The 20,419-nt window shown below is 72.5% G+C and carries 25 protein-coding genes and 1 tRNA gene; 13 read left to right on the top strand and 13 right to left on the bottom strand.

Going from position 1 to position 20,419, the window contains the following annotated elements; genetic code table 11:
• Positions 1-310: 310 nt before the first annotated feature.
• Positions 311-382: transfer RNA gene (locus MF672_RS50080), tRNA-Arg, on the bottom strand.
• A gap of 116 nt (positions 383-498) precedes the next feature.
• Between MF672_RS50080 and MF672_RS50075 the strand changes: the two genes are divergently transcribed.
• The 5 genes from MF672_RS50075 (at position 499) to MF672_RS50055 (ending at position 3,246) form a co-directional block, all read left to right on the top strand.
• Complete coding sequence (locus MF672_RS50075) at positions 499-897, top strand: response regulator transcription factor (protein WP_242383291.1); 399 nt, start codon at positions 499-501, stop codon at positions 895-897.
• 32 nt (positions 898-929) lie between these two features.
• Complete coding sequence (locus MF672_RS50070) at positions 930-1,649, top strand: hypothetical protein (protein WP_242383292.1); 720 nt, start codon at positions 930-932, stop codon at positions 1,647-1,649.
• A gap of 81 nt (positions 1,650-1,730) precedes the next feature.
• On the top strand, positions 1,731-2,396 hold the full coding sequence (locus tag MF672_RS50065; protein WP_242383293.1) for an AIM24 family protein: 666 nt from the start codon (positions 1,731-1,733) through the stop codon (positions 2,394-2,396).
• A gap of 45 nt (positions 2,397-2,441) precedes the next feature.
• Positions 2,442-2,744, top strand: a complete 303-nt coding sequence (locus MF672_RS50060) for an ArsR/SmtB family transcription factor (protein WP_242383294.1) — start codon at positions 2,442-2,444, stop codon at positions 2,742-2,744.
• On the top strand, positions 2,734-3,246 hold the full coding sequence (locus MF672_RS50055; protein ID WP_242383295.1) for a YbaK/EbsC family protein: 513 nt from the start codon (positions 2,734-2,736) through the stop codon (positions 3,244-3,246). The genes MF672_RS50060 and MF672_RS50055 overlap by 11 nt, the downstream gene beginning before the upstream one ends.
• Here the strand turns inward: MF672_RS50055 and MF672_RS50050 are convergent.
• The 5 genes from MF672_RS50050 to MF672_RS50030 form a co-directional block, all read right to left on the bottom strand.
• Complete coding sequence (locus MF672_RS50050) at positions 3,233-4,288, bottom strand: cellulose binding domain-containing protein (protein ID WP_242383296.1); 1,056 nt, start codon at positions 4,286-4,288, stop codon at positions 3,233-3,235. The two genes, MF672_RS50055 and MF672_RS50050, sit on opposite strands and share 14 nt — an antisense overlap.
• A 119-nt stretch (positions 4,289-4,407) precedes the next feature.
• Positions 4,408-5,232, bottom strand: coding sequence for a universal stress protein (locus MF672_RS50045; protein WP_242383297.1), 825 nt, complete (start codon positions 5,230-5,232; stop codon positions 4,408-4,410).
• A 10-nt stretch (positions 5,233-5,242) separates the two neighbouring features.
• Positions 5,243-5,596 (bottom strand): hypothetical protein, encoded by a 354-nt coding sequence (locus MF672_RS50040; RefSeq protein ID WP_242383298.1) that lies wholly within the window; start codon positions 5,594-5,596, stop codon positions 5,243-5,245.
• Positions 5,597-5,633: 37 nt separating this feature from the next.
• Positions 5,634-6,245, bottom strand: a complete 612-nt coding sequence (locus MF672_RS50035) for a class I SAM-dependent DNA methyltransferase (protein WP_247815814.1) — start codon at positions 6,243-6,245, stop codon at positions 5,634-5,636.
• A 26-nt stretch (positions 6,246-6,271) separates the two neighbouring features.
• Positions 6,272-7,126, bottom strand: a complete 855-nt coding sequence (locus MF672_RS50030) for an SDR family oxidoreductase (RefSeq protein ID WP_242373138.1) — start codon at positions 7,124-7,126, stop codon at positions 6,272-6,274.
• Positions 7,127-7,256: 130 nt separating this feature from the next.
• On the opposite strand from MF672_RS50030, the gene MF672_RS50025 reads away from it, so the two are divergent.
• Entirely contained in the window at positions 7,257-8,030 is a 774-nt protein-coding gene (locus MF672_RS50025) for a hypothetical protein (RefSeq protein WP_242373136.1), read from the top strand.
• Between the two features lie 36 nt (positions 8,031-8,066).
• On the opposite strand, the gene MF672_RS50020 is transcribed toward MF672_RS50025, so the two are convergent.
• The 3 genes from MF672_RS50020 to MF672_RS50010 are packed head-to-tail and all read right to left on the bottom strand — an operon-like array spanning position 8,067 to position 9,844.
• On the bottom strand, positions 8,067-8,615 hold the full coding sequence (locus MF672_RS50020) for an HdeD family acid-resistance protein (RefSeq protein ID WP_242373135.1): 549 nt from the start codon (positions 8,613-8,615) through the stop codon (positions 8,067-8,069).
• Between the two features lie 33 nt (positions 8,616-8,648).
• Complete coding sequence (locus MF672_RS50015; RefSeq protein WP_242373133.1) at positions 8,649-8,963, bottom strand: hypothetical protein; 315 nt, start codon at positions 8,961-8,963, stop codon at positions 8,649-8,651.
• Entirely contained in the window at positions 8,960-9,844 is an 885-nt protein-coding gene (locus tag MF672_RS50010) for a hypothetical protein (protein ID WP_242373131.1), read from the bottom strand. Before MF672_RS50010 ends, MF672_RS50015 begins: the two co-directional genes overlap by 4 nt.
• 184 nt (positions 9,845-10,028) lie before the next feature.
• Here MF672_RS50010 and MF672_RS50005 point away from each other — a divergent pair, with 184 nt between their 5' ends.
• The 5 genes from MF672_RS50005 (at position 10,029) to MF672_RS49985 (ending at position 14,556) form a co-directional block, all read left to right on the top strand.
• Positions 10,029-10,373, top strand: a complete 345-nt coding sequence (locus tag MF672_RS50005; RefSeq protein WP_242373130.1) for a hypothetical protein — start codon at positions 10,029-10,031, stop codon at positions 10,371-10,373.
• A 36-nt stretch (positions 10,374-10,409) separates the two neighbouring features.
• Positions 10,410-11,837, top strand: a complete 1,428-nt coding sequence (locus tag MF672_RS50000; protein WP_242373129.1) for a sensor histidine kinase — start codon at positions 10,410-10,412, stop codon at positions 11,835-11,837.
• Positions 11,815-12,477: a response regulator transcription factor gene (locus tag MF672_RS49995; protein WP_242373128.1), complete on the top strand. Its 663-nt coding sequence runs from the start codon at positions 11,815-11,817 to the stop codon at positions 12,475-12,477. Before MF672_RS50000 ends, MF672_RS49995 begins: the two co-directional genes overlap by 23 nt.
• A gap of 454 nt (positions 12,478-12,931) precedes the next feature.
• The gene (locus tag MF672_RS49990; protein WP_242373127.1) at positions 12,932-13,489 is read left to right on the top strand and encodes a DUF4956 domain-containing protein; all 558 of its coding nucleotides are present in this window, start codon (positions 12,932-12,934) and stop codon (positions 13,487-13,489) included.
• On the top strand, positions 13,486-14,556 hold the full coding sequence (locus tag MF672_RS49985) for a polyphosphate polymerase domain-containing protein (RefSeq protein ID WP_242373126.1): 1,071 nt from the start codon (positions 13,486-13,488) through the stop codon (positions 14,554-14,556). The genes MF672_RS49990 and MF672_RS49985 overlap by 4 nt, the downstream gene beginning before the upstream one ends.
• 216 nt (positions 14,557-14,772) lie before the next feature.
• Here MF672_RS49985 and MF672_RS49980 read toward each other — a convergent pair whose 3' ends face one another.
• Together MF672_RS49980 and MF672_RS49975 are read right to left on the bottom strand one after the other, a co-directional pair.
• The gene (locus tag MF672_RS49980; protein ID WP_242373125.1) at positions 14,773-15,474 is read right to left on the bottom strand and encodes a response regulator; all 702 of its coding nucleotides are present in this window, start codon (positions 15,472-15,474) and stop codon (positions 14,773-14,775) included.
• Positions 15,471-16,988 (bottom strand): sensor histidine kinase, encoded by a 1,518-nt coding sequence (locus MF672_RS49975; protein ID WP_242373124.1) that lies wholly within the window; start codon positions 16,986-16,988, stop codon positions 15,471-15,473. Before MF672_RS49975 ends, MF672_RS49980 begins: the two co-directional genes overlap by 4 nt.
• Before the next feature lie 208 nt (positions 16,989-17,196).
• On the opposite strand from MF672_RS49975, the gene MF672_RS49970 reads away from it, so the two are divergent.
• The gene (locus tag MF672_RS49970) at positions 17,197-18,000 is read left to right on the top strand and encodes a hypothetical protein (protein ID WP_242373123.1); all 804 of its coding nucleotides are present in this window, start codon (positions 17,197-17,199) and stop codon (positions 17,998-18,000) included.
• Here MF672_RS49970 and MF672_RS49965 read toward each other — a convergent pair.
• The gene (locus tag MF672_RS49965) at positions 17,972-18,625 is read right to left on the bottom strand and encodes a hypothetical protein (RefSeq protein WP_247815813.1); all 654 of its coding nucleotides are present in this window, start codon (positions 18,623-18,625) and stop codon (positions 17,972-17,974) included. The genes MF672_RS49970 and MF672_RS49965 overlap by 29 nt on opposite strands.
• 52 nt (positions 18,626-18,677) lie before the next feature.
• Here MF672_RS49965 and MF672_RS49960 point away from each other — a divergent pair, with 52 nt between their 5' ends.
• Entirely contained in the window at positions 18,678-19,385 is a 708-nt protein-coding gene (locus tag MF672_RS49960) for a LamG domain-containing protein (protein WP_242373120.1), read from the top strand.
• On the opposite strand, the gene MF672_RS49955 is transcribed toward MF672_RS49960, so the two are convergent.
• Positions 19,375-20,346 (bottom strand): NAD(P)-dependent alcohol dehydrogenase, encoded by a 972-nt coding sequence (locus tag MF672_RS49955; RefSeq protein WP_242373118.1) that lies wholly within the window; start codon positions 20,344-20,346, stop codon positions 19,375-19,377. The two genes, MF672_RS49960 and MF672_RS49955, sit on opposite strands and share 11 nt — an antisense overlap.
• Positions 20,347-20,419: the final 73 nt, after the last annotated feature.

Here is a 20,419-nt window from a genome sequence, read left to right as displayed (position 1 = left end):
TGAGCTCTGGCGAAGGACGCCACCTGATTGGTCCGTTACCTGCATGCGGCTGCGCTGACTGGTGTCGCAAACTCGTCAAGACGATGACGTGCCGTGTAGTAGGGGGTGCTCTGGACAGCGAGCCTTCCGACGTGTCCGCCAGCCCATGAGTCCGCACGCGCTTGGCGAGGTTCTGTCTGATCATGGTCCACGCCTGGTCCACAACCAGGGAGCGTCAACGAGAACGGGCGGGACTCCGTGAGACTGGAGGCCCGCCCGTACCTGCGATGTTCGCCCTGGTCAGCGGCTCAAACCGCTGATCAAGATCGTGTGCCCCCTGCAGGATTCGAACCTGCGCACCCGGCTCCGGAGGCCGGTGCTCTATCCCCTGAGCTAAGGGGGCTCAACGAGTGACAAGGCTATCAGCATCTCGGCAGTGGTCGGCACCAGATAACGCTCGTCGAACACATCCCGCGAAAACCGCACGTGACGCCCCCGCCAAGGGTTAGCTTGGCGGCCGTGGGCGAGGTTCTTGGGAAAGTACTGGTCGTGGATGATGACGAGGTCATCCGGCAGCTCATCGCGGTCAACCTCAACCTGGAGGGGTTCGAGGTGGAGACCGCCACCGACGGGCAGGACTGCCTGGACCGGGTCAGGGACGTCAGGCCGGACGTCATCACGCTCGATGTGATGATGCCGTGCCTGGACGGGTGGACCACGGCGGAGCGGCTGCGGACGGAGGAGGACACCAGCCATATCAGGGTGGTGCTGATCACGGCGCGGGCGCAGGACGACGACCGGCGGCGGGGGCTGGGCATCGGGGTCGACGCCTATCTCACCAAGCCGTTCGACCCGGCGGAGCTGATCGAGGTGGTGCGGGAGCTGGCGGGCAGGGACGGGTCGGCGGCCGATCGGTAGCGCACCGCCGGGCGCGCCGGGGAGGACGCGGGATGGACGAGCGGCTGGAGCGGGCCGGCGTGTCGTACGAGCGGGCCGTGTTCTGGGGCGATGCCGGCGGGCTGGAGGAGGCCGAGCGCGGCCTCGACGGGGTCGAGGCGGATCTGGCGCTGGCCCGGGGGCGGCTGGCGCACGCGCGCTTCCTCGGTGGTGGCGAAGAGGCGGCGGACGACGGGGAGCGGTCGGCGGTCGAGCGGGCGGCGGTCGAGCGGGAGTCGGTCGAGCGGACGGCGTTCGAGCGGGCAGCGTTCGAGCGGGCAGCGTTCGAGCGGGCGGTGGAGCTGTACCGGCGGCTCGGGGACGTGCGGGGCGAGGCGGAGGCGCTGTTCTGGGTGGCGATCTTCCACCAGGTCGTCCGGGGCGATCAGGAGAGCGCGCGGCCGCTGCTGGAGCGGGCGCGGGAGCTGGCGGTGCGGGCCGGTGACCGGTTGACGCTGTCGTACGTGCTGCGCCACCAGGGGATCGCCGAGCACGTCGCGGGACGGCTGGCGGCGGCCCGGGAGCTGCTGGAGGAGTCCACCCGGCTGCGGCGGGAGGTCGGGTTCCCGGCCGGGGTGGCGGCGAACCTGGTGGGGCTGGCGTACGTGGCCGGGCAGGACGGGCGTCCGGACGAGGCCGGGCGGTTGCTGGACGAGGCGCGGGCCGTGGCCGGGGAGTGCGGGGCGGACGCCGTCCTCCGGCAGGTGGAGGAAGCGGCCCAGCGGTTGCGGTGATGTGGGTTTGTCTGGTGCGCGGGGATAGGCGTTGTTCCGTACGCTGGCGACACAAGGTCCGGAGTGGCGAAGGGTTGAGGCGTGCGTAGCTCGGTGTTCGGCAATCTCGACGAGCAAGGACTGCCGGGCGGGTTCGCCCTGCAGAACGGCAAGATGTTGCGGGTGCAGCTGCCTTCGGAGGTGCTGGCGAAGCAGGGGTCCATGGTGGCCTTCCAGGGGCAGATGGACTTCGACTACGAGGGCGGCGGGCTCGGCAAGCTGCTCAAGAAGGCCGTGACGGGGGAGGGCGCGGCCCTCATGCGGGTACGCGGCGACGGCCTGCTCTACCTCGCCGACAACGCCGACGACATCCACCTGTTCTACCTGGAGAACGAGGGGCTGACGGTCAACGGGCGCAACCTGCTGGCGTTCCAGCCGCAGCTCACCTGGGACATCAAGCGGGTCCAGGGCGCCGGGATGGCGGCCGGCGGGCTGTTCAACACGACCGTCGCGGGCACCGGTTGGGTGGCGGTGACCACGCACGGCACGCCGGTGCTGCTGGACGCGGCCCGGATGCCGACGTACGCCGACGCGCAGTCGGCCGTGTGCTGGAGCACCGCGCTGCAGGTCGGGGTGAACCGGACCGTCAAGGTGGGCGCGCTCATCGGGCGGGGCAGCGGGGAAGCCATGCAGCTGGCGTTCCGTGGGCAGGGGTTCGTGCTGGTGCAGGCCAGCGAGGGGCCGCCGGTGGTGAAGGCGACGTCCTGAGATCGGCTCTCGACAAGGTAATTAGCTTATTGCCATAATGCCTTCGTGCTGGACGTGGATCTCGTCAAGGCACTGGCCAACGACAAGCGGCTGCTCGTCCTGGAGTGGCTGCGCGATCCCGAGCGCCACTTCCCGCCCCAGCGGGACGGCGACCTCGTCCGCGACGGTGTCTGCTCGCTGTTCATCGCGGGCAAGCTCGGCGTGAGCCAGCCGACGTGCGGCGAGCACCTCAAGGTGCTCGCCAAGGCGGGGCTGATCCGCGGCACGAAGATCAAGCAATGGGTCTTCTACCGGCGCGACGAGGAGCGGATCGCCGAGGTGAAGGAGCTGCTGGCCGGTGACTGGTAACGACGCGGGGGCGCTCACCGCCCCTCTCCATGACCGGCTGCTGGGCGACCTGGACGCCGCCGGCGCCCGCTACCGGGTCCTGGAGCACGCCCCCGAAGGTCAGACGGAGCTGGTCAGCGCGCTGCGCGGCAACACCCTCGCGCAGGCCGCCAAGTGCCTCGTCGTCATGGTCAAGATCGGCAAGAAGCAGACCAGGCACGTGCTGGCCGTCGTCCCCGGCGACGCCCGGCTCGACCTCCAGGCGGTCAAGGAGCTGCTGGGCGGCACGTACGTCGCCTTCGCCGCCAAGGACAAGGCCGAGGAGCTGGCCGGCAGCGCCAGCGGCACGGTGCTGCCGTTCAGCTACGACCCCCGGCTGGAGCTGGTCGCGGACCCGTCGCTGCTGGAGCAGCCCGAGCTGTACTTCAACGCCGCCCGGCTGGACCGCTCTCTGGCTCTCGCCACCGAGGACTACGTGCGCGTCGCCGCGCCCCGGGTGGCCAGGATCGTCACGAGCAGCTAGGGGTGGGGGCGGTGTTCGTCCCGTTGTAGGAGGCCAGGAAGCCGAACGTGGTGCTCGCGCCGGGCGCGAGCGAGCCGTTCCAGCTCGCGTTGCGCACGGTCACGTCCGCGCCGCTCGCGCTCAGCGTGCCGCCCCAGATCTGGGTGATCTGCTGGCCGTCGGCGAAGGCCCAGCGCACGGTCCAGGAGGTCAACGGGGCGGTGCCGGTGTTCTTGACGGTGACCTCGCCCTGGAAGCCGCCCTGCCACTGCCCGGCGGTGCGGTAGGTGGCGGTGCAGCCTCCGCCCGTCGTGGGGGTGACGGTGGGGGTGACCGTCGGGGTGACGGTCGGGGTCGGGGTGACGCCGGACAGGGCGTTCACGACCGCCGGGTACCACTTGTCGGACATCTTCTGGTCGCCCGAGGCGTTGGGGTGCACGCCGTCGTAGGTGTCGGTGGCGGTGCTGAAGCCGGTCCACTGGTCGACGACCGTGATCGGGGACTGCGCGGTCGTGGTGGCCGCGGCCCAGGCGGGGATGGCGTTGTTGAAGTTCACCGCGCGCTGGGCGCACTCGGCGCAGGTGGACGGGTTCATCGGGATGATCTTGGCGACGAGGATCTTCATGGCGGGGTTGCTGGCCCGCATCTGGTTCACCAGCGTGGTGAACGCGCTGAGGATCGTCGCCGGGGCGATGTTGCTCCACACGTCGTTGGTGCCGAAGTGCATCATGACGACGTCCGGCTTGGTGGCGGACAGCCAGCCGGGCAGCAGGTTCTGGTTCGCCACGTTGGTGGCCAGGTAGCCGCCGTGGCCCTCGTTGTCGCCGTCGTAGCTCACCCCGCAGCCCTGCGGCGGCAGCGTGCCGACGAAGTCGATGTCGGTGTGGCCGGTGCTCTGCAGCTTGTTCCAGAGCAGGGCCCGCCAGCAGCCCGGTGAGCCGGTGATCGAGTCGCCCAGGGGCATGATCCTGATGGCGGCGGCGCTGGCCGGCACGGTGTTCAGGAACATCACCACTGCCGCCAGGGCCAGGAACGCCGCCAGCGCGCTGCTGGTCTTCCGCATCGTCCGCTCTCCCGTCGTCGCCTGGCGCCGATCGTAGGATCGGGTCCGTACGGCGGGAAGACGCCTAACCGGTCAAGGAGGCGCGACCTGCGGCGACGCGGTCGCGGAGCATGTAACTTTCAGCGACGGACCACGGCGAGCGGGCACGGCGTGTGCTGGAGGAGGGCCTGGCTGACCGAGCCCATGATCATGCCCGCGAGCGGGCCGTGCCCGCGCGAGCCGACCACGAGCAGCGCCGCGCCCGCCGCCGCCTCCTTCAGCACCTCGACGGGATGGCCGTGGACGACCTCCGTCACCACCTCGCCTTCCGGACGCCGGCTCGCCACCAGCGCGCGGAGCTCGCCCAGCACGTCCTGCTCGCTCTCGCGGTCGGCGGGCGCGAAGCCGGCTGGCTGCGGCCAGGCCCACGCCCGCACCACCCGCAGCGGCACGTCCCGCGTCCTGGCCTCGGCCAGGGCGAAGTCGAGCGCGCGCAGCCCGTCGGGGGAGCCGTCGACGCCCGCCACCACCTCGCCGCGCCCCGCCGCCGGCCGGGCGGGCACCAGGACGACATCGGTGCGCGCGTGCCCGGCCACCCCGTGCGCCACGGACCCGACCAGCAGCCCGCGCACGCCGCCGATCCCGCGGCTGCCGACGACCAGCAGCTCGGCGTCCGCGGCGGCCTCGATGAGCGCGTTGCGCGGGTCGCCGGGCAGCAGCTCGCCGCGTACCTCGACCTCCGGGTGCTCCCGCCGCACCCGGTCCTCGGCCGCGGCGAGCACGGTCGTGGCGCCCTCGCGCATCCACTGGCGCACCTCGGCGTAGTGGCCGCCGTTGTCCTCGCACACCCACCTCGCGACGGCGTGCGCCACGGTCAAGGGCGTGCGGCGCAGCGCCGCCTCGGCCCCCGCCCACGCGGCGGCCTCCAGCCCGGTGGGCGACCCGTCCACCCCGACGACGATCATGGCAGGACGATCATGACAGCGCGTAGCACTCCACCTCGGCGCGCCGGAACGGCAGCCCCTTGTCGGTGGAGTCCTTCAGGCACCGGCGCTCGGCCCTGCTCAGCGTCAGCGTGCCGCACACCGACACCCCCGAGTACGTGCGGCAGTCGAGCGAGGTGTCGGTGCCGCCGATCCGGAAGGTCTCCCTGACCTGCGCGCGGCACTGCGCCCGCGCCTTGGCCGTGTCGGCGTAGCGGCACTGGGAGAGCAGGGTCCGGTACTGCTCCTTGCTGACCTCGTGCGGCTGCGAGCCGTCACCTACGGCGGCGGGACCCCCCAACGCGGTCACCACCACGAGTCCTGCGACAGTGGCGATCTTCTTCATGTTTCCCCTGATGGGACCGTACCGCTGAGGGCGATCGTCAAACCTCGCGGCGGACGGCGAGCACGCTGAGCCAGGTGCGGTGGCCGGTGCTCAGCCCGTGCTCGGTGACCTCGAAACCGGCCGCGTCGAGGGCCGCGAGCAGGGCGTCGGGGGTGCGGTGCACGTAGTAACGGACCAGTTCGGTGCCGTGCCCCTGGAACTCCCACCCCTCGCCGTCGCCGGCGGAGGTGCTCAGCCCGAGCACGCCGCCCGGCCGCAGCGCTGCCGCCCAGGCCCGCAACGTGGGCCCGGTGTCGGCGGCCGGCACGTGCAGCAGCGCCGCCACCGACCACAGCCCGGCCAGCGAGCCGGGCGCGAGCGGCGGGCGGCGCAGGTCGCCGAGGACCACCGGCACGCCGCGATCGGCCGCCACCCTGGCCATCCCGGCCGAGCGGTCGACCCCGAGGGCGCGCAGCCCGCGCCCGCGGAACCAGGTCGCGTCGCGCCCGGGGCCGCAGCCCAGGTCGGCGACCGGGCCGGGCGGCAGCGCGGCGGCGAACCTGCCGCGGAAGGCGAGGAACGGCTCGCCGGGGCGTTCGTTGCGCTCGGCGAAGACCGGGGCGATGCCGTCGTAGGCGGCCGTGGTGCGGACGACGGCGTCCTCCTCCATGCCCCGATCATGCCAGACGCCTCCGGTCAGCCGGGCAGGGTCTCGCCGCCGATCGGGGCCAGCACCTCGCCCGTGTAGTACGACGACATGCGGTTCGCCGCGAAGAACACGTACGAAGGGGCGATCTCGTCCGGGTCGGCGGCCCGCCCCATGGGCACCTGCTTGCCGAAGTTCTCCACCTTCTCCTCCGGCATGGTCGCCGGGATCAGCGGCGTCCAGACCGGGCCGGGGGCGACCGCGTTGACCCGGATGCCGCGTTCGGCCAGGTTCTGGGCCATGGAGTAGGTGAAGGCGTTGATCGCGCCCTTGGTGGCGGCGTAGTCGATGAGGCTCTTGTTGCCGCGCAGGCCGTTGATGGAGGAGGTGTTGATGATCGAGCCGCCTTCGCCCAGGTGGCGGAGGGCGGCCTTGGTGACGCGGAAGTAGCTGTGGATGTTGACCGCGAACGTGTGCTCCCACTGCTCGTCGGACAGCTCCTCCAGCCCCTCCACCGGTGACTGGTAGGCGACGTTGTTGACCAGCACGTCGAGCCCGCCGAGCTCGGACACCGCCTGCTCGACGACCGAGCCGCAGTGCGCCGCGTCGGCCAGGTCGCCGGGCAGCGGCACGCAGCGGCGGCCGGTCTCCTCGACCAGCTTACGGGTGTGGGCGGCGTCCTCGTGCTCGTTCAGGTACGCGATCGCGACGTCGGCCCCCTCCTTGGCGAAGGCCACCGCGACCGCCCTGCCGATGCCCGAGTCACCCCCGGTGATCAGCGCCTTCTTGCCTTCCAGCAGGTTCCTGCCCACGTAGTCGCGCATCTCGTCGCGCGGCTCCGGCGCCATGTCGCCCGTCCGGCCGGGGTACTGCTGGTTCTGCTGAGGTGGTGTCGTTTCCGGCATGCCCAGCGGTCTGCCCGGGGCTTGGTATGCCTAACGCCATTGGTTTCTAGGACTTTTGAAATGTGCCCGCGAGGCGTGGGGATCCGGTTAGCGTCCCTTCCGCTGATCGTTTTCGTGACGGGGAGATTCGATGAAGAAGATGCGGATGTACGCGGGCGCGCTGGCCCTGGCGGTGGCGGGGATCACGGCGGCGGCGCCGGCGTCCGCCGGATGGGCGGAGGCGGCGGCCGCGCAGGCCGCGCCCACCACCAGCACCACCTGGCTCAACCCGGGCCAGCGGCTCGACGCGGGCGACACCGTGCGCTCGTCGGGCGGCGAGTACGTGCTCGCCATGCAGGAGGACGGCAACCTCGTCCTCTACCGGGGCCACACCGCGCTGTGGAGCAGCCAGACCGGGGGCCAGGACGGCGCGTTCGCCGCCATGCAGACCGACGGCAACCTCGTCGTCTACCTCGGCCGGACGCCGCTCTGGGCGTCCAACACCGACGCGCCGGGCGCGCGCCTCGCCGTGCAGGACGACGGCAACCTCGTCATCTACGACGGCCGCACCCCGCTGTGGAGCCGCCACGCCACCATCGGCACGCTCGCCTCCGGCTACTCGCTCAAGCCCGGCCAGTACGTGCGCTCGCGCAACGGCGACTACCAGCTCCACCAGCAGGAGGACGGCAACCTCGTGCTCTACCGGGCGGGCAAGGCGCTGTGGAGCAGCCGGACCACGGGCAACCCCGGCGCGTTCACCATCATGCAGAAGGACGGCAACCTGGTCGTCTACAAGGGCCGCACGCCGCTCTGGGACTCCGGGACCGGCAAGAACCCGGGCGCGCGGCTCGACGTCCAGAACGACGGGAACGTCGTGATCTATGACGGCACGCGGCCGCTCTGGTCCACCAAGACCACCCGCTGACCTCGCCCGCCGTACGGACGCGGCGGCGCGGGCCGGTCAGGGCGTGTGCGCCCCGGCCGCCCGCAGCCGCCGCATCCGGAAGGCGAGGACGATCAGCACGATCCCGGCCAGGATCGCGTAGACGCCGATGATCAGGGCGACCGTGAGCGCGCCGGTCGCCGGCCACGCCAGCACCAGCACGCCGAACAGCACCGACAGCGCGCCGCCGACGATGTTCAGCCACTCGCCCTGAATCTCGCGGCGCATCCGGACCGCCGTGACGATCTCCGCCACGCCGGTCACGATCGCCCAGATGCCGATGAGCAGCGTGACGACCAGCACCGTCACGCCCGGCCAGACCAGGCACATCACGCCGAACAGCAGCCCGGCCACCGCCAGCAGCACCAGCGGGGCCCGGTGCCCCTTGGCCGCGCGGGTGGCGGCGACGGCGGCGAGAACGCCGTCCACGATGGCGTACGCGCCGAAGACCACGGCCAGCACCAGCAGGGTGATGCCCGGCCAGGCGACGGCCATGACGCCGAAGAGCAGGGCGAGCACGCCGCGCAGGGCGAGCACCCACCAGTGCCCCAGATATTCGTCGATCATAGTGCGGCTCCTTCCCTCGAAGCCGGTCCGCATTCAGCGCTCACCTCCAGCATGACTCCTGAGGTCAAGGACCTCCAGCGTGCCGACCTCGTCCCCGTACCAGAGGGGGTACGCGGCCGACGGGCGCAGGTGGCGGGCCGCGTCGTCGTACCAGAACTCGGCCTCGGCGACCAGGCCGTCCTCGCCGGGCAGGAGCGTGACCCGCTCCGGGACGTCCAGCTCCATCCCCATCAGCCACGGCCGCCCCTCGGCGTCGGTGCCGAGCCTGAGCATGAGCGAACGGGTCGGCAGCGGCATGGGGAGCCGAAGCCCCGGGGTCCGCACCCGCACCCTGGCCCTGACCGTCATCGGATGATCCTCACCAGCCGCACCAGCTTCACCAACCCCTCCCGCAGGAAGAACGCCGGGCCCTCGCCGGCCGCCGCGATCGCCTCCGCCTTGGCCAGGTGGCGCGCGTCGATCTCCGCCTCCGTCACCACGTACGTGCCCCAGCCTCTCTCCTCCGCCAGTGTCCGGAAATTCTCCGCCTGCTCCCGGGTCGGGAAGAAGTACTTGCCCTCCAGCCCAGGGACGAGGCCGTAGGCCCCCTTCTCCTCCAGCGACTTGCGCTCCGCCTCCGTGACCGCCCGCCACAGCGGCACCACCCCGGCCGCGCCCGCCGCCGGCAGCCGCGGGCCCGGCGGCGGCCCGTCCGCGACCAGGAACTTCTGGCAGGACGCGGCGAGGTCGGCGCCCTCGCGCGCGCCCGCGAGCACGCAGACCGTCCCGCTGTAGGGGCCGTCGGGAGAGCCGGCGGTGGCCGTGCACGGCGGGGTGGGGAGGGTGGCCGTGACGGGGGTGGTCTCGGGCGGGACGGTGGGGTCGAGGTAGGCCGGGAGGACCACCCGCTGGTACGGCGTGTAGGAGACGTGCTGCCAGACCCAGCAGGACACGCGGAGGCGGGTGACGGACGACGTCTCCTCGGCTCTCCTGCTGCCGACCAGGCCGGTGAGGGTCAGCGGGGCGCCGGGGGAGGTCACGAGCACCTTCGGGGCGCGGTCGTTCCTGAGGCCGCCGGCGGGGACGTGCGCGTGCGCGCCCTCGGGCTGCGTGCTGAAGATGAGCGGGAGGGCGGGCGCCGGGCCGCCTGCGGACGGGCCGCCTGGGGACGGGGCGGCGGTCAGCGCCGCCGCGATGCCGCCCACCAGGGCCAGGATCGCCGTCGAGATCAGCGCCCACTTCTGCTTCATGGCGGTCTCCCCCTGCGGGTTCTCGCAGGGGGTACGGGGGCGGCGGCGCGGCGGTTCGGACGGCCGCTCCGATCGGCATGGCCGGCCGCGAGGGACGTTTCGCCTGCGGGAAGGCGCTTCGAGATGAGAGGTTTCTCATCTGTGGTTCAGCGTGGTCTCCTCGAAGGGCGACAAGGTCTACGGCATGAAGCATCGGGCGATGGCGGTCCTGCTGGTGGCGGGCGTGGTGGCGGCCGGGTTCATGTCGGTGGGCTGGGTGCGGGCCGCCGACGACGGCTCCGACCTGGGCGGGCCGATCGTCGTCTCACCCTCTCCCGCCGAAGTGGAACGTTCCAGCGCGCCCGTGCGGGCCACACCCACCCCGGTCACCGCAGAGCCGGTCGACCCACCCGCCCCCAGACCCGGCGGCGACGATGACGACTGGGACGACGACTGGGACGACGACTGGGACGACGACTGGGACGACGACTGGGACGACGACTGGGACGACGACTGGGACGACGACCGGGACGACGACGATGACGACTGAGCGGCCGGGGAAGCGGGCGCGGGCGGGGGAGCGGGCATGCGGATGAGCGCCCGGGCCCGGATCGTCGGCTGGATGCTCGCCGTCGTCGGCCTCGCCCTCACCGTGTCGATCTTCGCCACCTGGACGGTCCTGCTCGCCCGCCTCGACAACCGGGTGCGCCTGGAGTTCGAGAACGAGGCGGAGAAGCTGCGGCGCTACGCCCCCACCGCCGTCGACCCGCGCACCGGCCGCCCCGTCACCGACGTCGCCGAGCTGCTCACCGGCTACCTCGCGATCAACTCACCCGACCGGTGGGAGACGTTCTTCAGCATCGTCGACGGCCACGCCCACAAGGTGAGCGCGCTCCCGTCGCCCGTGCGCCTCGACACCGACGACACGCTGGTGCGGCGCATGGCCACGGCCACCCGGCCGTTCCGCGGCGCGGTCGACACCGCCGAGGGCACCGTCCAGTACGCCGTCATCCCCGTCACCGTGGCCGGCGACCCGCGCCACGCGCAGTTCGTCTCAGCCGTCTTCTACGACCTGCACCGCGGCGAGATCGTGGACGCGATGCGGGTGCTCGGCGTGTCCGCGGTCGCGGCGACCGCGCTGGCGGGGGCGGCGGGGTGGTTCGTGGCGGGGCGGGTGCTGGCGCCCGTCCGCATCATCAGCCAGACCGCCGAGCAGATCACCGACTCCTCCGACCTGACCCGCCGCCTCGACGTGCCGGGCGACGACGACGTGGCCGCGCTCGCCGCCACCTTCAACCACATGCTCGACCGGCTCGAACGCGCCTTCGTCGTGCAGCGCCACTTCATGGACGACGCCGGGCACGAGCTGCGCACCCCGATCACCGTCATCCGCGGCCACCTGGAGCTGATGGGCGACGACCCGGCCGACCGCGCCGAGACTCTCGCCCTCGTCACCGACGAGCTCGACCGCATGAACCGCATCGTCGACGACCTGCTCACCCTCGCCAAGGCCGAGCAGCCCGGCTTCCTCGCGCTCGACCACGTCGAGCTGGCCGACCTCACCGTCAGCGTGGTCGCCAAGGCGCGGGCGCTGGGCGAGCGCCAGTGGCGGGTCGACGAGGTGGCCGAGGCCCGGCTGCCCGCCGACCGGCAGCGGCTCACGCAGGCGCTCATGCAGCTCGTGGCCAACGCGGTGCGCCACACCCGCGACGGCGACCTCATCGCGGTGGGCTCGGCCGTCCGCGACGGATGGATCGACCTGTGGGTCCGCGACAGCGGGCCCGGCGTGCCGCCCGGCGACCGCGAGCGCATCTTCGGCCGCTTCATCCGCGGCGCCGGCCGCACCGGCACCCACGACGGCGCCGGCCTCGGCCTGGCCATCGTCCGCTCCATCGCCCAGGCCCACGGGGGGCGGGTGCATGTCACCGAGGCGCCGGGCGGCGGGGCCTGCTTCGTCATGACGTTGCCGTTGTGGGAGTTCTGGAGGTTAGGTGAACCGGATTCTGATCGCTGAGGACGAGGCCAGGATCGCGTCCTTCGTGGAGAAGGGGCTGCGCGCCAACGGGTTCGTCACCGCCGTGGTGAGCGACGGGATCGGGGCGTACGACCTGGCCTCCACCGGCGGCTTCGACCTGCTCATCCTCGACATCGGCCTGCCGCTCAGCGACGGCTTCACCGTGCTGCGGCGGCTGCGCGAGTCCATGGTGACGATCCCGGTGATCATCCTGACCGCCCGCGACAGCGTGAGCGACACCGTGGCCGGCCTGGAGGGCGGCGCCGACGACTACATCGCCAAGCCCTTCGCCTTCGAGGAGCTGCTGGCCCGCGTCCGCCTGCGGCTGCGCTCCGAGCGCACGCCTGAGGTGACGGTGCTCCGCGTCCGCGACCTGTCGCTCGACCTCCGCACCCGGCGCGCGTACGTCGCTGACCGGGCCGTCGACCTGTCCACCCGCGAATTCGCCCTGGCCGAGATCTTCTGCCGCCACCCCGACCAGGTCCTCACCCGCGAACAACTGCTCAGCCACGTCTGGGGCTTCGACTTCGATCCCGGCTCCAACGTCGTGGACGTCTACGTCCGCTACCTCCGCCGCAAAATCGGCCCCAACCGCATCGAAACCGTCCGCGGCACCGGCTACCGCCTCAAAGCCGCCTAACCCACCCCACCCGACCGCGGCCCCCGCGACCTCGCCCCACCCGAACCCGGACCTCGCGAACCCGCTCCCGCCCGAACCCGGACCTCGCGAACCCGCTCCCGCCCGAATCGCGCGTCTGGCTCCGTACAGCCTGGGGCGCGTGCACCCCTCCGCCGCCCACCCCATGCCTCACCCGCCCTGCCCCACCCGTCATTGCGCCCACCGGCGCCGTGCCCTTCGGCGCTCCGCCCATCAGCGCCTCGACCCATCAGCGCCTCGGCCCGCCAGCGCCCCTGCCCCCTTCGCCTCTTTGCCTGGCAGGGGCCGGGGCAGGGGCAGGAACAGGGGCCGGGGCCGGGGCCGGGGCTCCTCCGAGAACCCCGCCGCATGAGAAAGCCCTCATCATCACCTAACAGCCACTTCACCCCCCGCCCGCACCCTGGACATCAACAGTCCTACGAGAGGAGCACCCATCATGGCGGCCGGTCTGGCGATGGATCTCATGGCGATCTTCATACTGGCCTACGGCCTGTACTACCGGCGTCACCACCGCCGCGACCTGCTCTTCGCCTACGTGGCACTCAACGTCGGCATCTTCGCGGTCGTCTCGCTGCTCCTGCTGCAGCGCATCGAGATCGCGGTCGGCTTCGGCCTGTTCGGCGTGCTGTCGATCATCCGCCTGCGCAGCAGCGAGATCACTCAGCAGGAGATCGCCTACTACTTCGTCGCGATCGCGCTGGGCCTGGTCAACGGCCTGGCCGCCACCTGGCCGCTCACCGCGCTGGCACTCGACGGCATCCTGCTGGCCACGATGTACGTCGCCGACCACCCCGCCCTGCTCGGCCGGACCCGACATCAGGTGGTCACCCTGGACGTCGTCCACGCCGACCCGGATCTCCTGCGGGTCGACCTGGAGAGCCGGTTGCGGGCCCGCGTGCTGCAGTGCGTCGTCACCCAGGTGGACTACGTACGCGACGTGACGGTGGTGGACGTGCGCTACATCGCGCCGAACGCCCGGGCAAGCGTCCGATGACGCCGGCGACGACGACGATGGACGCGGACGTGGTGCTCGCCGGCCTGGCCGCGGGCACGCCGCCGATCGGGCTGGAGGACGTCCCGGAGCTGATGAGCCGGGTCGACCACAAGTACATCGTGACCGCCGAGACCATGGTCCTGCTGGCCGCCGAGCTGCGTGACCGGTTCGCCGTGCTCAGCATCGACGGGCGGCGCCAGTTCCGCTACAGCTCGACGTACTTCGACACCCCGGATCTGCTCACGTACGAGCAGCACCGGCAGAATCGGCGGCGCAGGTTCAAGCTGCGCACCCGCACGTATGTGGACAGCGGCGGCAGATGGCTGGAGCTCAAGCTCAACGGCACGCGGGGCAGCACCGACAAACACCGCATCCCGTACGACGACGCCCCGGCCCACGCCCTGACCGGCCCCGCACTCGACTTCGTGAGCGACACCCTCGTCTCCGAGCTGCACCTCACCGCCCCCGACCCGCTAGGTCCGGTGCTCTCCACCGACTACCGCCGCGTCACCCTCGTCGACCGCTCCGGCACAGCCCGCCTCACCTGCGACACCGGCCTCATCTGCCGAAACACCGCCCTCAACCACCGCAACGACGACCCGAACCGCCCCGACACCGGTCCAAGCCATCGAGACGGCAGCAGCTTGAATCCCGGGAACCCGGGCCCGGGCCGTCGAGACGGCAGCTTGGATCCCGGGAACCCGGGCCCGGGCCGTCCAGACGGCAGGCCGGACTACGGGAACCAGGGTCCGGGCTCTGGGGACGGCGGCGTGGACCACGGGGACACGGGTGGGGACGGCGGCATGGACCGCCGGAACGATGATCGCCGGGTGGCCGCCCGCCGCGACCTGGTCCTGCTTGAGTCGAAGTCGACCGACGGCCGGGCGGTGGTGGACCGGGTGTTGCGGGGGCTGGGAGCCCGCCCGGTGACGGTGAGCAAGTACTGCCTCGCCGTTGCCGCCCTCCACCGGCGCCGGGCCAACCGCTGGCGGCCCGTCCTGCAGCACTACCTGGAGCCCGAGCCTCAGACCTTCGAAGCCCGCCGCCCGCCGCCCATCTTCTGGTGATGGTGATGGGCGATGGCGATGGTGAGAGGCGCGGCTCGCTGGCTGGATGCGGCGAGGACGATCACCAAGGCCGTGCGCCTTCGTTGGCTGGTGCACCTCGGGAGAGAGACCTGCCATCGGAGGCGGTGCCGGGCGGCCGAGCGCAACCAGGGCATTCCGTTGCCGCGGCGGCGAGTAGCCGAGCCGCATGGCTCGGCATCCCGTCGAGGTAGGAGTTCAGTGCCGGGTGTCGCGGGTGATGAGACCGCCTTCGTAGGCGGCGATGACGAGTTGCGCTCGGTCGCGGGCCTGCAGTTTGGCCAGGAGGCGGCCGATGTGGGTCTTGACCGTGCCGACGGTGAGGTGGAGGTGGTCGGCGATCTCCGAGTTGGACATGCCCCTGCCGATGAGGGTGAGCACTTCGCGCTCTCGCTGGGTGACGTCGGTGAGGTCGCGCAGGGCCGGGGTGGAGGCCGGTCCGCGGAGGAAGTCGGCGATGAGCCGGCGCGTCACGGTGGGCGCGAGCAGCGCTTCGCCGGAGGCGACGACGCGGATGCCGGCCAGGAGCTCGCTCGCCGTCGCGCTCTTGACGAGGAACCCGCTGGCGCCGGCCCGGAGCGCGGCGTACACGTACTCGTCCAGGTCGAACGTGGTGAGGATGAGCACGCGGACGCCGGCGCTCTCCGGGGCGGCGCAGATGCGGCGGGTCGCCTCGATGCCGTCCATGTCGGGCATGCGGATGTCCATGAGGACGACGTCGGGCCGTTGGCGATGAGCCAGGAGCACGGCCTCGGCGCCGGTGCCGGCCTCGCCCACGGTGGCCAGCCCCGGCGTGGTGTCGATGAGGACCTTGAGGCTGTCGCGTACCAGGACCTGGTCCTCGGCGAGCAGGATCCGGATGGGGGGAGGCGGGGTGGGGGTGGCGGCGTCGCCGGTCATGTCAGGGTGCCGTTCGGGTTGTAGGGCAGGCGGGCCGTCACGTGGAAGCCTCCTTCGGGACGGGGGCCGGCGCTGAAGGTGCCTCCGTACATCTTGGCTCGCTCGCGCATGCCGATCAGGCCGTGCCCGCCCTGCCCGCGGTGCCCGCTCTTTTCGCCGTGTGCGCTTTGGCCTCCCGCTCGCGGCGGCCGGCCGTGGCCCCCGGCGCGCGGCGACAGGCTGTGGTGGAGATCGGGGCGCTGTTCGAGAAGGGAGTCGTCGCGAGGGTCGTGCAGGAAGTCGGGGCGGGGGTTGGTGCGGAGGTGGGGGTGGGGGTTGGTGCGGGGGTCAGTGTGGGGGCTGGAGCGGAGGTCAGTGTGCGGGTTGCAGCGGTGGTCGGTGCCGGAGTCGCGGCGGGGGTTGGGGCGGAGGTCGGTGCTGTGGCCGTGGTGAGGGCCGGTGGGGGAGTCGTGATGATCGTCAGGGTGGGGGATGGGGTGGGGGCCGTCGTCGACTACCTCGATCGCGGCCTCTCGGGTGTCGATGTGCACCGTGACGGAGCAGCGGGTGGGTGCGGCGTGGGTGACGACGTTGGTCAGCGCCTGTTGCACGATCCGGTACACCGACAGCGCGACCGCGGGAGGCAGCGCGGCCCCCTCGCGGACGGTCAGGTCCACCTCCACCCCGGCCGAGCGGGCGTGGGCGGCCAGCGCGGGTAGGTCGGAGATGCCGGGTACGGGCAGGTGGGACTCGCCGGGGTCGCCGTCGGCGCGCAGGAGGCCGAGCACGCGGTGGATCTCGGCGAGGGTGCTCCGGCTGGTCTCCTCGATGACGGCCAGCGCGGCGCGCACCTCCTGCGGGCGGGCGTCGGCGACGTGGTTGGCGACGGTGGCCTTGACGGCGATCAGGCTCATGCTGTGCCCGATGACGTCGTGCAGCTCCCGGGCGATGCGTCTGCGCTCGTCGTTGACGGCCGCGTCGGCGAGGTGGCGGACCAGGCGGGCGGTCGTGTCGCGCTTCCAGCGGACGGCCGTCCCGACGGCCCACGCGGCGGTGAGGAGGACGCAGACCGCGCCGATCTCCACAGGCCAGTACGGCGGCAGCTCACTGGGCTCCGCCGCGGGGGCGAGACCGGGGAGCACCCGGTCGTAGAAGATCAGGATCGCGGCCACCGCCGCGGACCCGCAGACCAGCGCGCCCGCCACCGACCGCCGGGCCGGGGCGGTGGCGGCCACCGAGTACAGCACGAGCGCGGTCGGCACGAAGGTCAGCCAGATCACCCCCGCCGCGACGGCGCCGGCCACGGTCGCCGACGCGCCCGCGGCGCACGCGAACGCCAGCATGGCCGCCGGCCACCGCCGCCGGACGGCGATAGGCGCGCTCATGAGCGCCGCGACCGGCCAGGCCGACCACGCGGGCCACCACGACGACGGCCCCGGCGGGTCGACGATGGCATACCCGATGGTCAGCGCCACGATGGCCGCCACCACGGCGTCGGTCATGCCGTTTGCGCCGCGCCGCCGTGCCCACATCATGACGAGAAGCTATCGCCTTCACCGATCACCCGGCATCTGCCCACGGTCGGACATTCGCCTCTGCCCGGAGTCGTACGGACGGCCCGCGCGCGGCGGCCGAAGATGGGACCCCGGCCAGACGCGCCCCCGCCCCGCCGCCCCTCACCATGCTGATGTGCCCGGCGTACCCCGCCGAGCCGCACATATGACGACAAGAGGGCAGGAACCCATGGACGTTGATCTTCGCGGACGCATCACCCGGTGGCGGCGGGCCGGCGCCGACCGGCGGGCCGCCAACGCGGCGGCCAACCTGGACCGGCAGCCACCCTTCCCCGGCCGCTGGGTGAGCGCGTTCTCGCTGATCGCCGGCCCCTCGCTCATCCTGGCCGGGACCCTGCTGCGTTCCCCGTTCTACTACTTCGTCCCTTACCAGCTCACCGCCTACACCCAGCATCCCGCCCTGATCACCGCCGCCTACACCTGCTTCGCCGCCGGGTTCATCGTGTTGTGGCCGGCCGTCATGACGCTGGCGCAGCGGATCGCGGCCACCAGCCCGATGTGGGGGTTGTGGGGCGGCTGCCTGGTGATGGTCGGCCTGTTCACCAGGACCTTCCAGTACGGCACGGATCACCTGGCCTTCCACCTGACCGACAGCCTCGGACTGCAGACGATGCTCCACGGCATCGACGACTACTACGTGGCCTGGCGCGACACGGTGTGGCACCCGTTCAGGAGCATCTCGGGGCCGGCGTTCTTCGGCTGGGTCGTGCTGGCCGTCGGCGCCTACCGCTCCGGCGCCCTCGGGCTGGGCCGCTCGGTCGCGCTCGGCCTGATGTCGGTGCTCGCGCTGGGGACGCTCAAGGGCACCGAGCCGCAGTCCTTCCTCGCCGTGGGCGGCCTCTGCCTCGCCTTCATCCCCCTCGGCGTCTCCCTGCTGCGCAGCGGCCCTCCGCCGACCAGGCGCGCGATCATCTGGATCGGCGTCCTCGTCCTCGTGCACATCGTCATGACGGGGTTCGGCCCGCGGGGGTGAGCCCTCTGACCACCTCCAGGGTGGCGGCCAGCTCGGCCTGCGGCACGACGTGGCCGAAGGTGTCGTTGGCGAAGAAGGAGACGCCGGCCACCGACGCGGCGTGGCCGGCCAGCACCTCGCGCTGGTAGAGGTAGGTGCGCCGGTCGTCCAGGTAGGTGCGGTACCAGTACCAGGGGTCGACGAAGTCGAGGCCGAGCAGCGGGCGCGGGCCGCCGAGCGCGGCCTTGCTGAGCAGGTTGGGCACGATCTCGGTACGTTCGACCAGCACGGCGAAGGTGCTGACCAGGATCGCGTCGAGGCTGTGGTAGGCGGCGTCGGTCATGCCCCAGGCCGACCGCTCCACCTCGGCCCGCCAGTAGGTGTCCATCCAGTGGACCAGCCTCTCGCCCAGGGCCGCGCGCAGCCGCAGGAAGAAGCGTTCGACGCCGGCCGAGCGTTCGGGGGTGAGGGGCGGCGCGTTGTCCGGGTGCCAGAAGCCGACCAGCCCGAACTGGTTGCCCGGCATGACCCCGTCCAGCCCGAAGTCGGCGGTGAAGGCGGCGGTCTGCGCGGCCACGAAGTCCGGCTGCGCGCCGGCGAGCAGTGGGACGGCCACGGGGCCTTCGTCGCCCACGTCACCAGCCACCGCCGGACTCGTCCGCGCGAGGGCGCTGCGCGCGGCGGAGGCGGCGCGGCTGGTGGCCGCCGCGGCCCGCTCCGACGTGGGCCGCGACCTGGTCACCGTGAGTTCGGCCGCGGCCGAGGCGGTCGCCGGGCAGCCGGTCGGCCTGCGCGTCTCGGGGCGGCGCGTCGCCGAGGTCACGGTCACCGGGCCGTGCCTGACCGGCCCGGTCACCGCCACCGGTCCCGGCGAGGTGCGCGTCACCGTACGGGAGACGACGCTGCCCGGGCCGTGCCCGCTCACGGCGACGACCCGGCGCACCGGCGGGACGACGGAGATCGACGCCGTCGGCCTGCGGATCGTGCCGGACGCCCAGGGGGTGATCTTCCGCGACGGCTTCGTCGAGACCCGCCTGGACTTCCGCGCCCTGGCCACCTCGACCGCCTTCGGCGGCGTCCAGGTGCGCACGGCCCGGCCCGGCGACGCCTACACGCAGTCCGGCTACCTGGTCTACCTGCGTCCGAACGGCTCGGTGGACGTCCACCGCGCGGGCACCGGCGTCATCGCCACCGGCACGGGAGCGGCGGTCACCGGCCCCACCACGCTCCGCGTCGAGCTGCGCGGGCCCGAGCTCCGCGTCTTCGTCGGCGGCGAGGCCGGCCCGCGCGTCGCCGTGACGGACCCGTCGCCGATCGCCGGGCCCGGCCACGTGCAGCTCGTCACCGGCCGGGCGGCCGTCGACTTCGACGACGTCCGCGTGGGCGGGCTCGCCGTCACGTCGTGAGGACGACCTTGCCCGCCGGGTGGCCCTCCTCGTAGTGGCGCATGGCCGCGGCGGCGTCGGCGAGGGGGTAGGTGCGGTCGATCACCGCGGTCAGCTCGCCCTTGTCGAGCAGGTCGCGGAGCGCGGTGAGGGTGCCGGCGGCGGGGCGGGCCACGTAGGAGGTGAAGCGCTGCCGGCCGGCGAGGGAGCGGAGCCGCGCGGCCAGGATGCGGTTCACCGGGCCCAGCCAGCGGCCACCCTTGCCGGAGTTGGGGATGTAGGTGCCGCGCGGGGCGAGCACGCGGGCGCAGGCGGACAGCGGACGGTTGCCGACGTTGTCCAGGATCACGTCGTAGCGGGGCCCGTGGGCGTCGGTGAAGTCCTGCTTGGTGTGGTCGACGACGTGCGCGGCGCCGAGGGAGCGGACCAGGTCCGCGTTCGCGGCGCGGCACACGGCGGTCACCTCGGCGCCCAGGGACCTGGCGAGCTGGACGGCGAAGCCGCCGACGCCGCCGGACGCGCCGTTGACCAGCACGCGCTGCCCGGGGCCGACCCGGGCCACGTCGCGGAGGCCGATCAGGGCGGTGACCGCGGACGTGGGCACGGCGGCGGCCTCCTCGAACGTCAGCGCGGCGGGCTTCGTGACCAGCGGGCCGTCGTGGCGGACGGTGACGTACTCGGCGAAGGCGCCGGTGGCGCAGCCGAACACCTCGTCGCCGGGGCGGAACGAGGTGACGTCGCGGCCCACGGCCTCGACCCGGCCGGCCAGGTCGGCCCCGAGGGCGCCGGTCCGCGGGCGGGTCAGGCCCACCGCGGCGCGGAGCACGCGCGGGATGCCGCGCATGAGGTAGCTGTCGCCGGGGTTGATCGCGGCCGCGTGGACGCGGATCAACACCTCGCCGTCACCGGGAGCGGGGGTGGGGAGGTCCTGGAGTTCGAGTACGTCGGGGCCGCCGTAGGCGCGGTAGCGGATGGCCTTCACCGCCGGGTCCTTTCGAGGGAGTTGGGCGTTCACCCGTCGGTTACGCCTGTAAGAAAAATCTTTCACGTGTCAC

This window comes from Actinomadura luzonensis (assembly GCF_022664455.2).
Lineage (GTDB): Bacteria > Actinomycetota > Actinomycetes > Streptosporangiales > Streptosporangiaceae > Nonomuraea > Nonomuraea luzonensis.
This window is presented reverse-complemented; position numbering and strand designations above follow the sequence as displayed.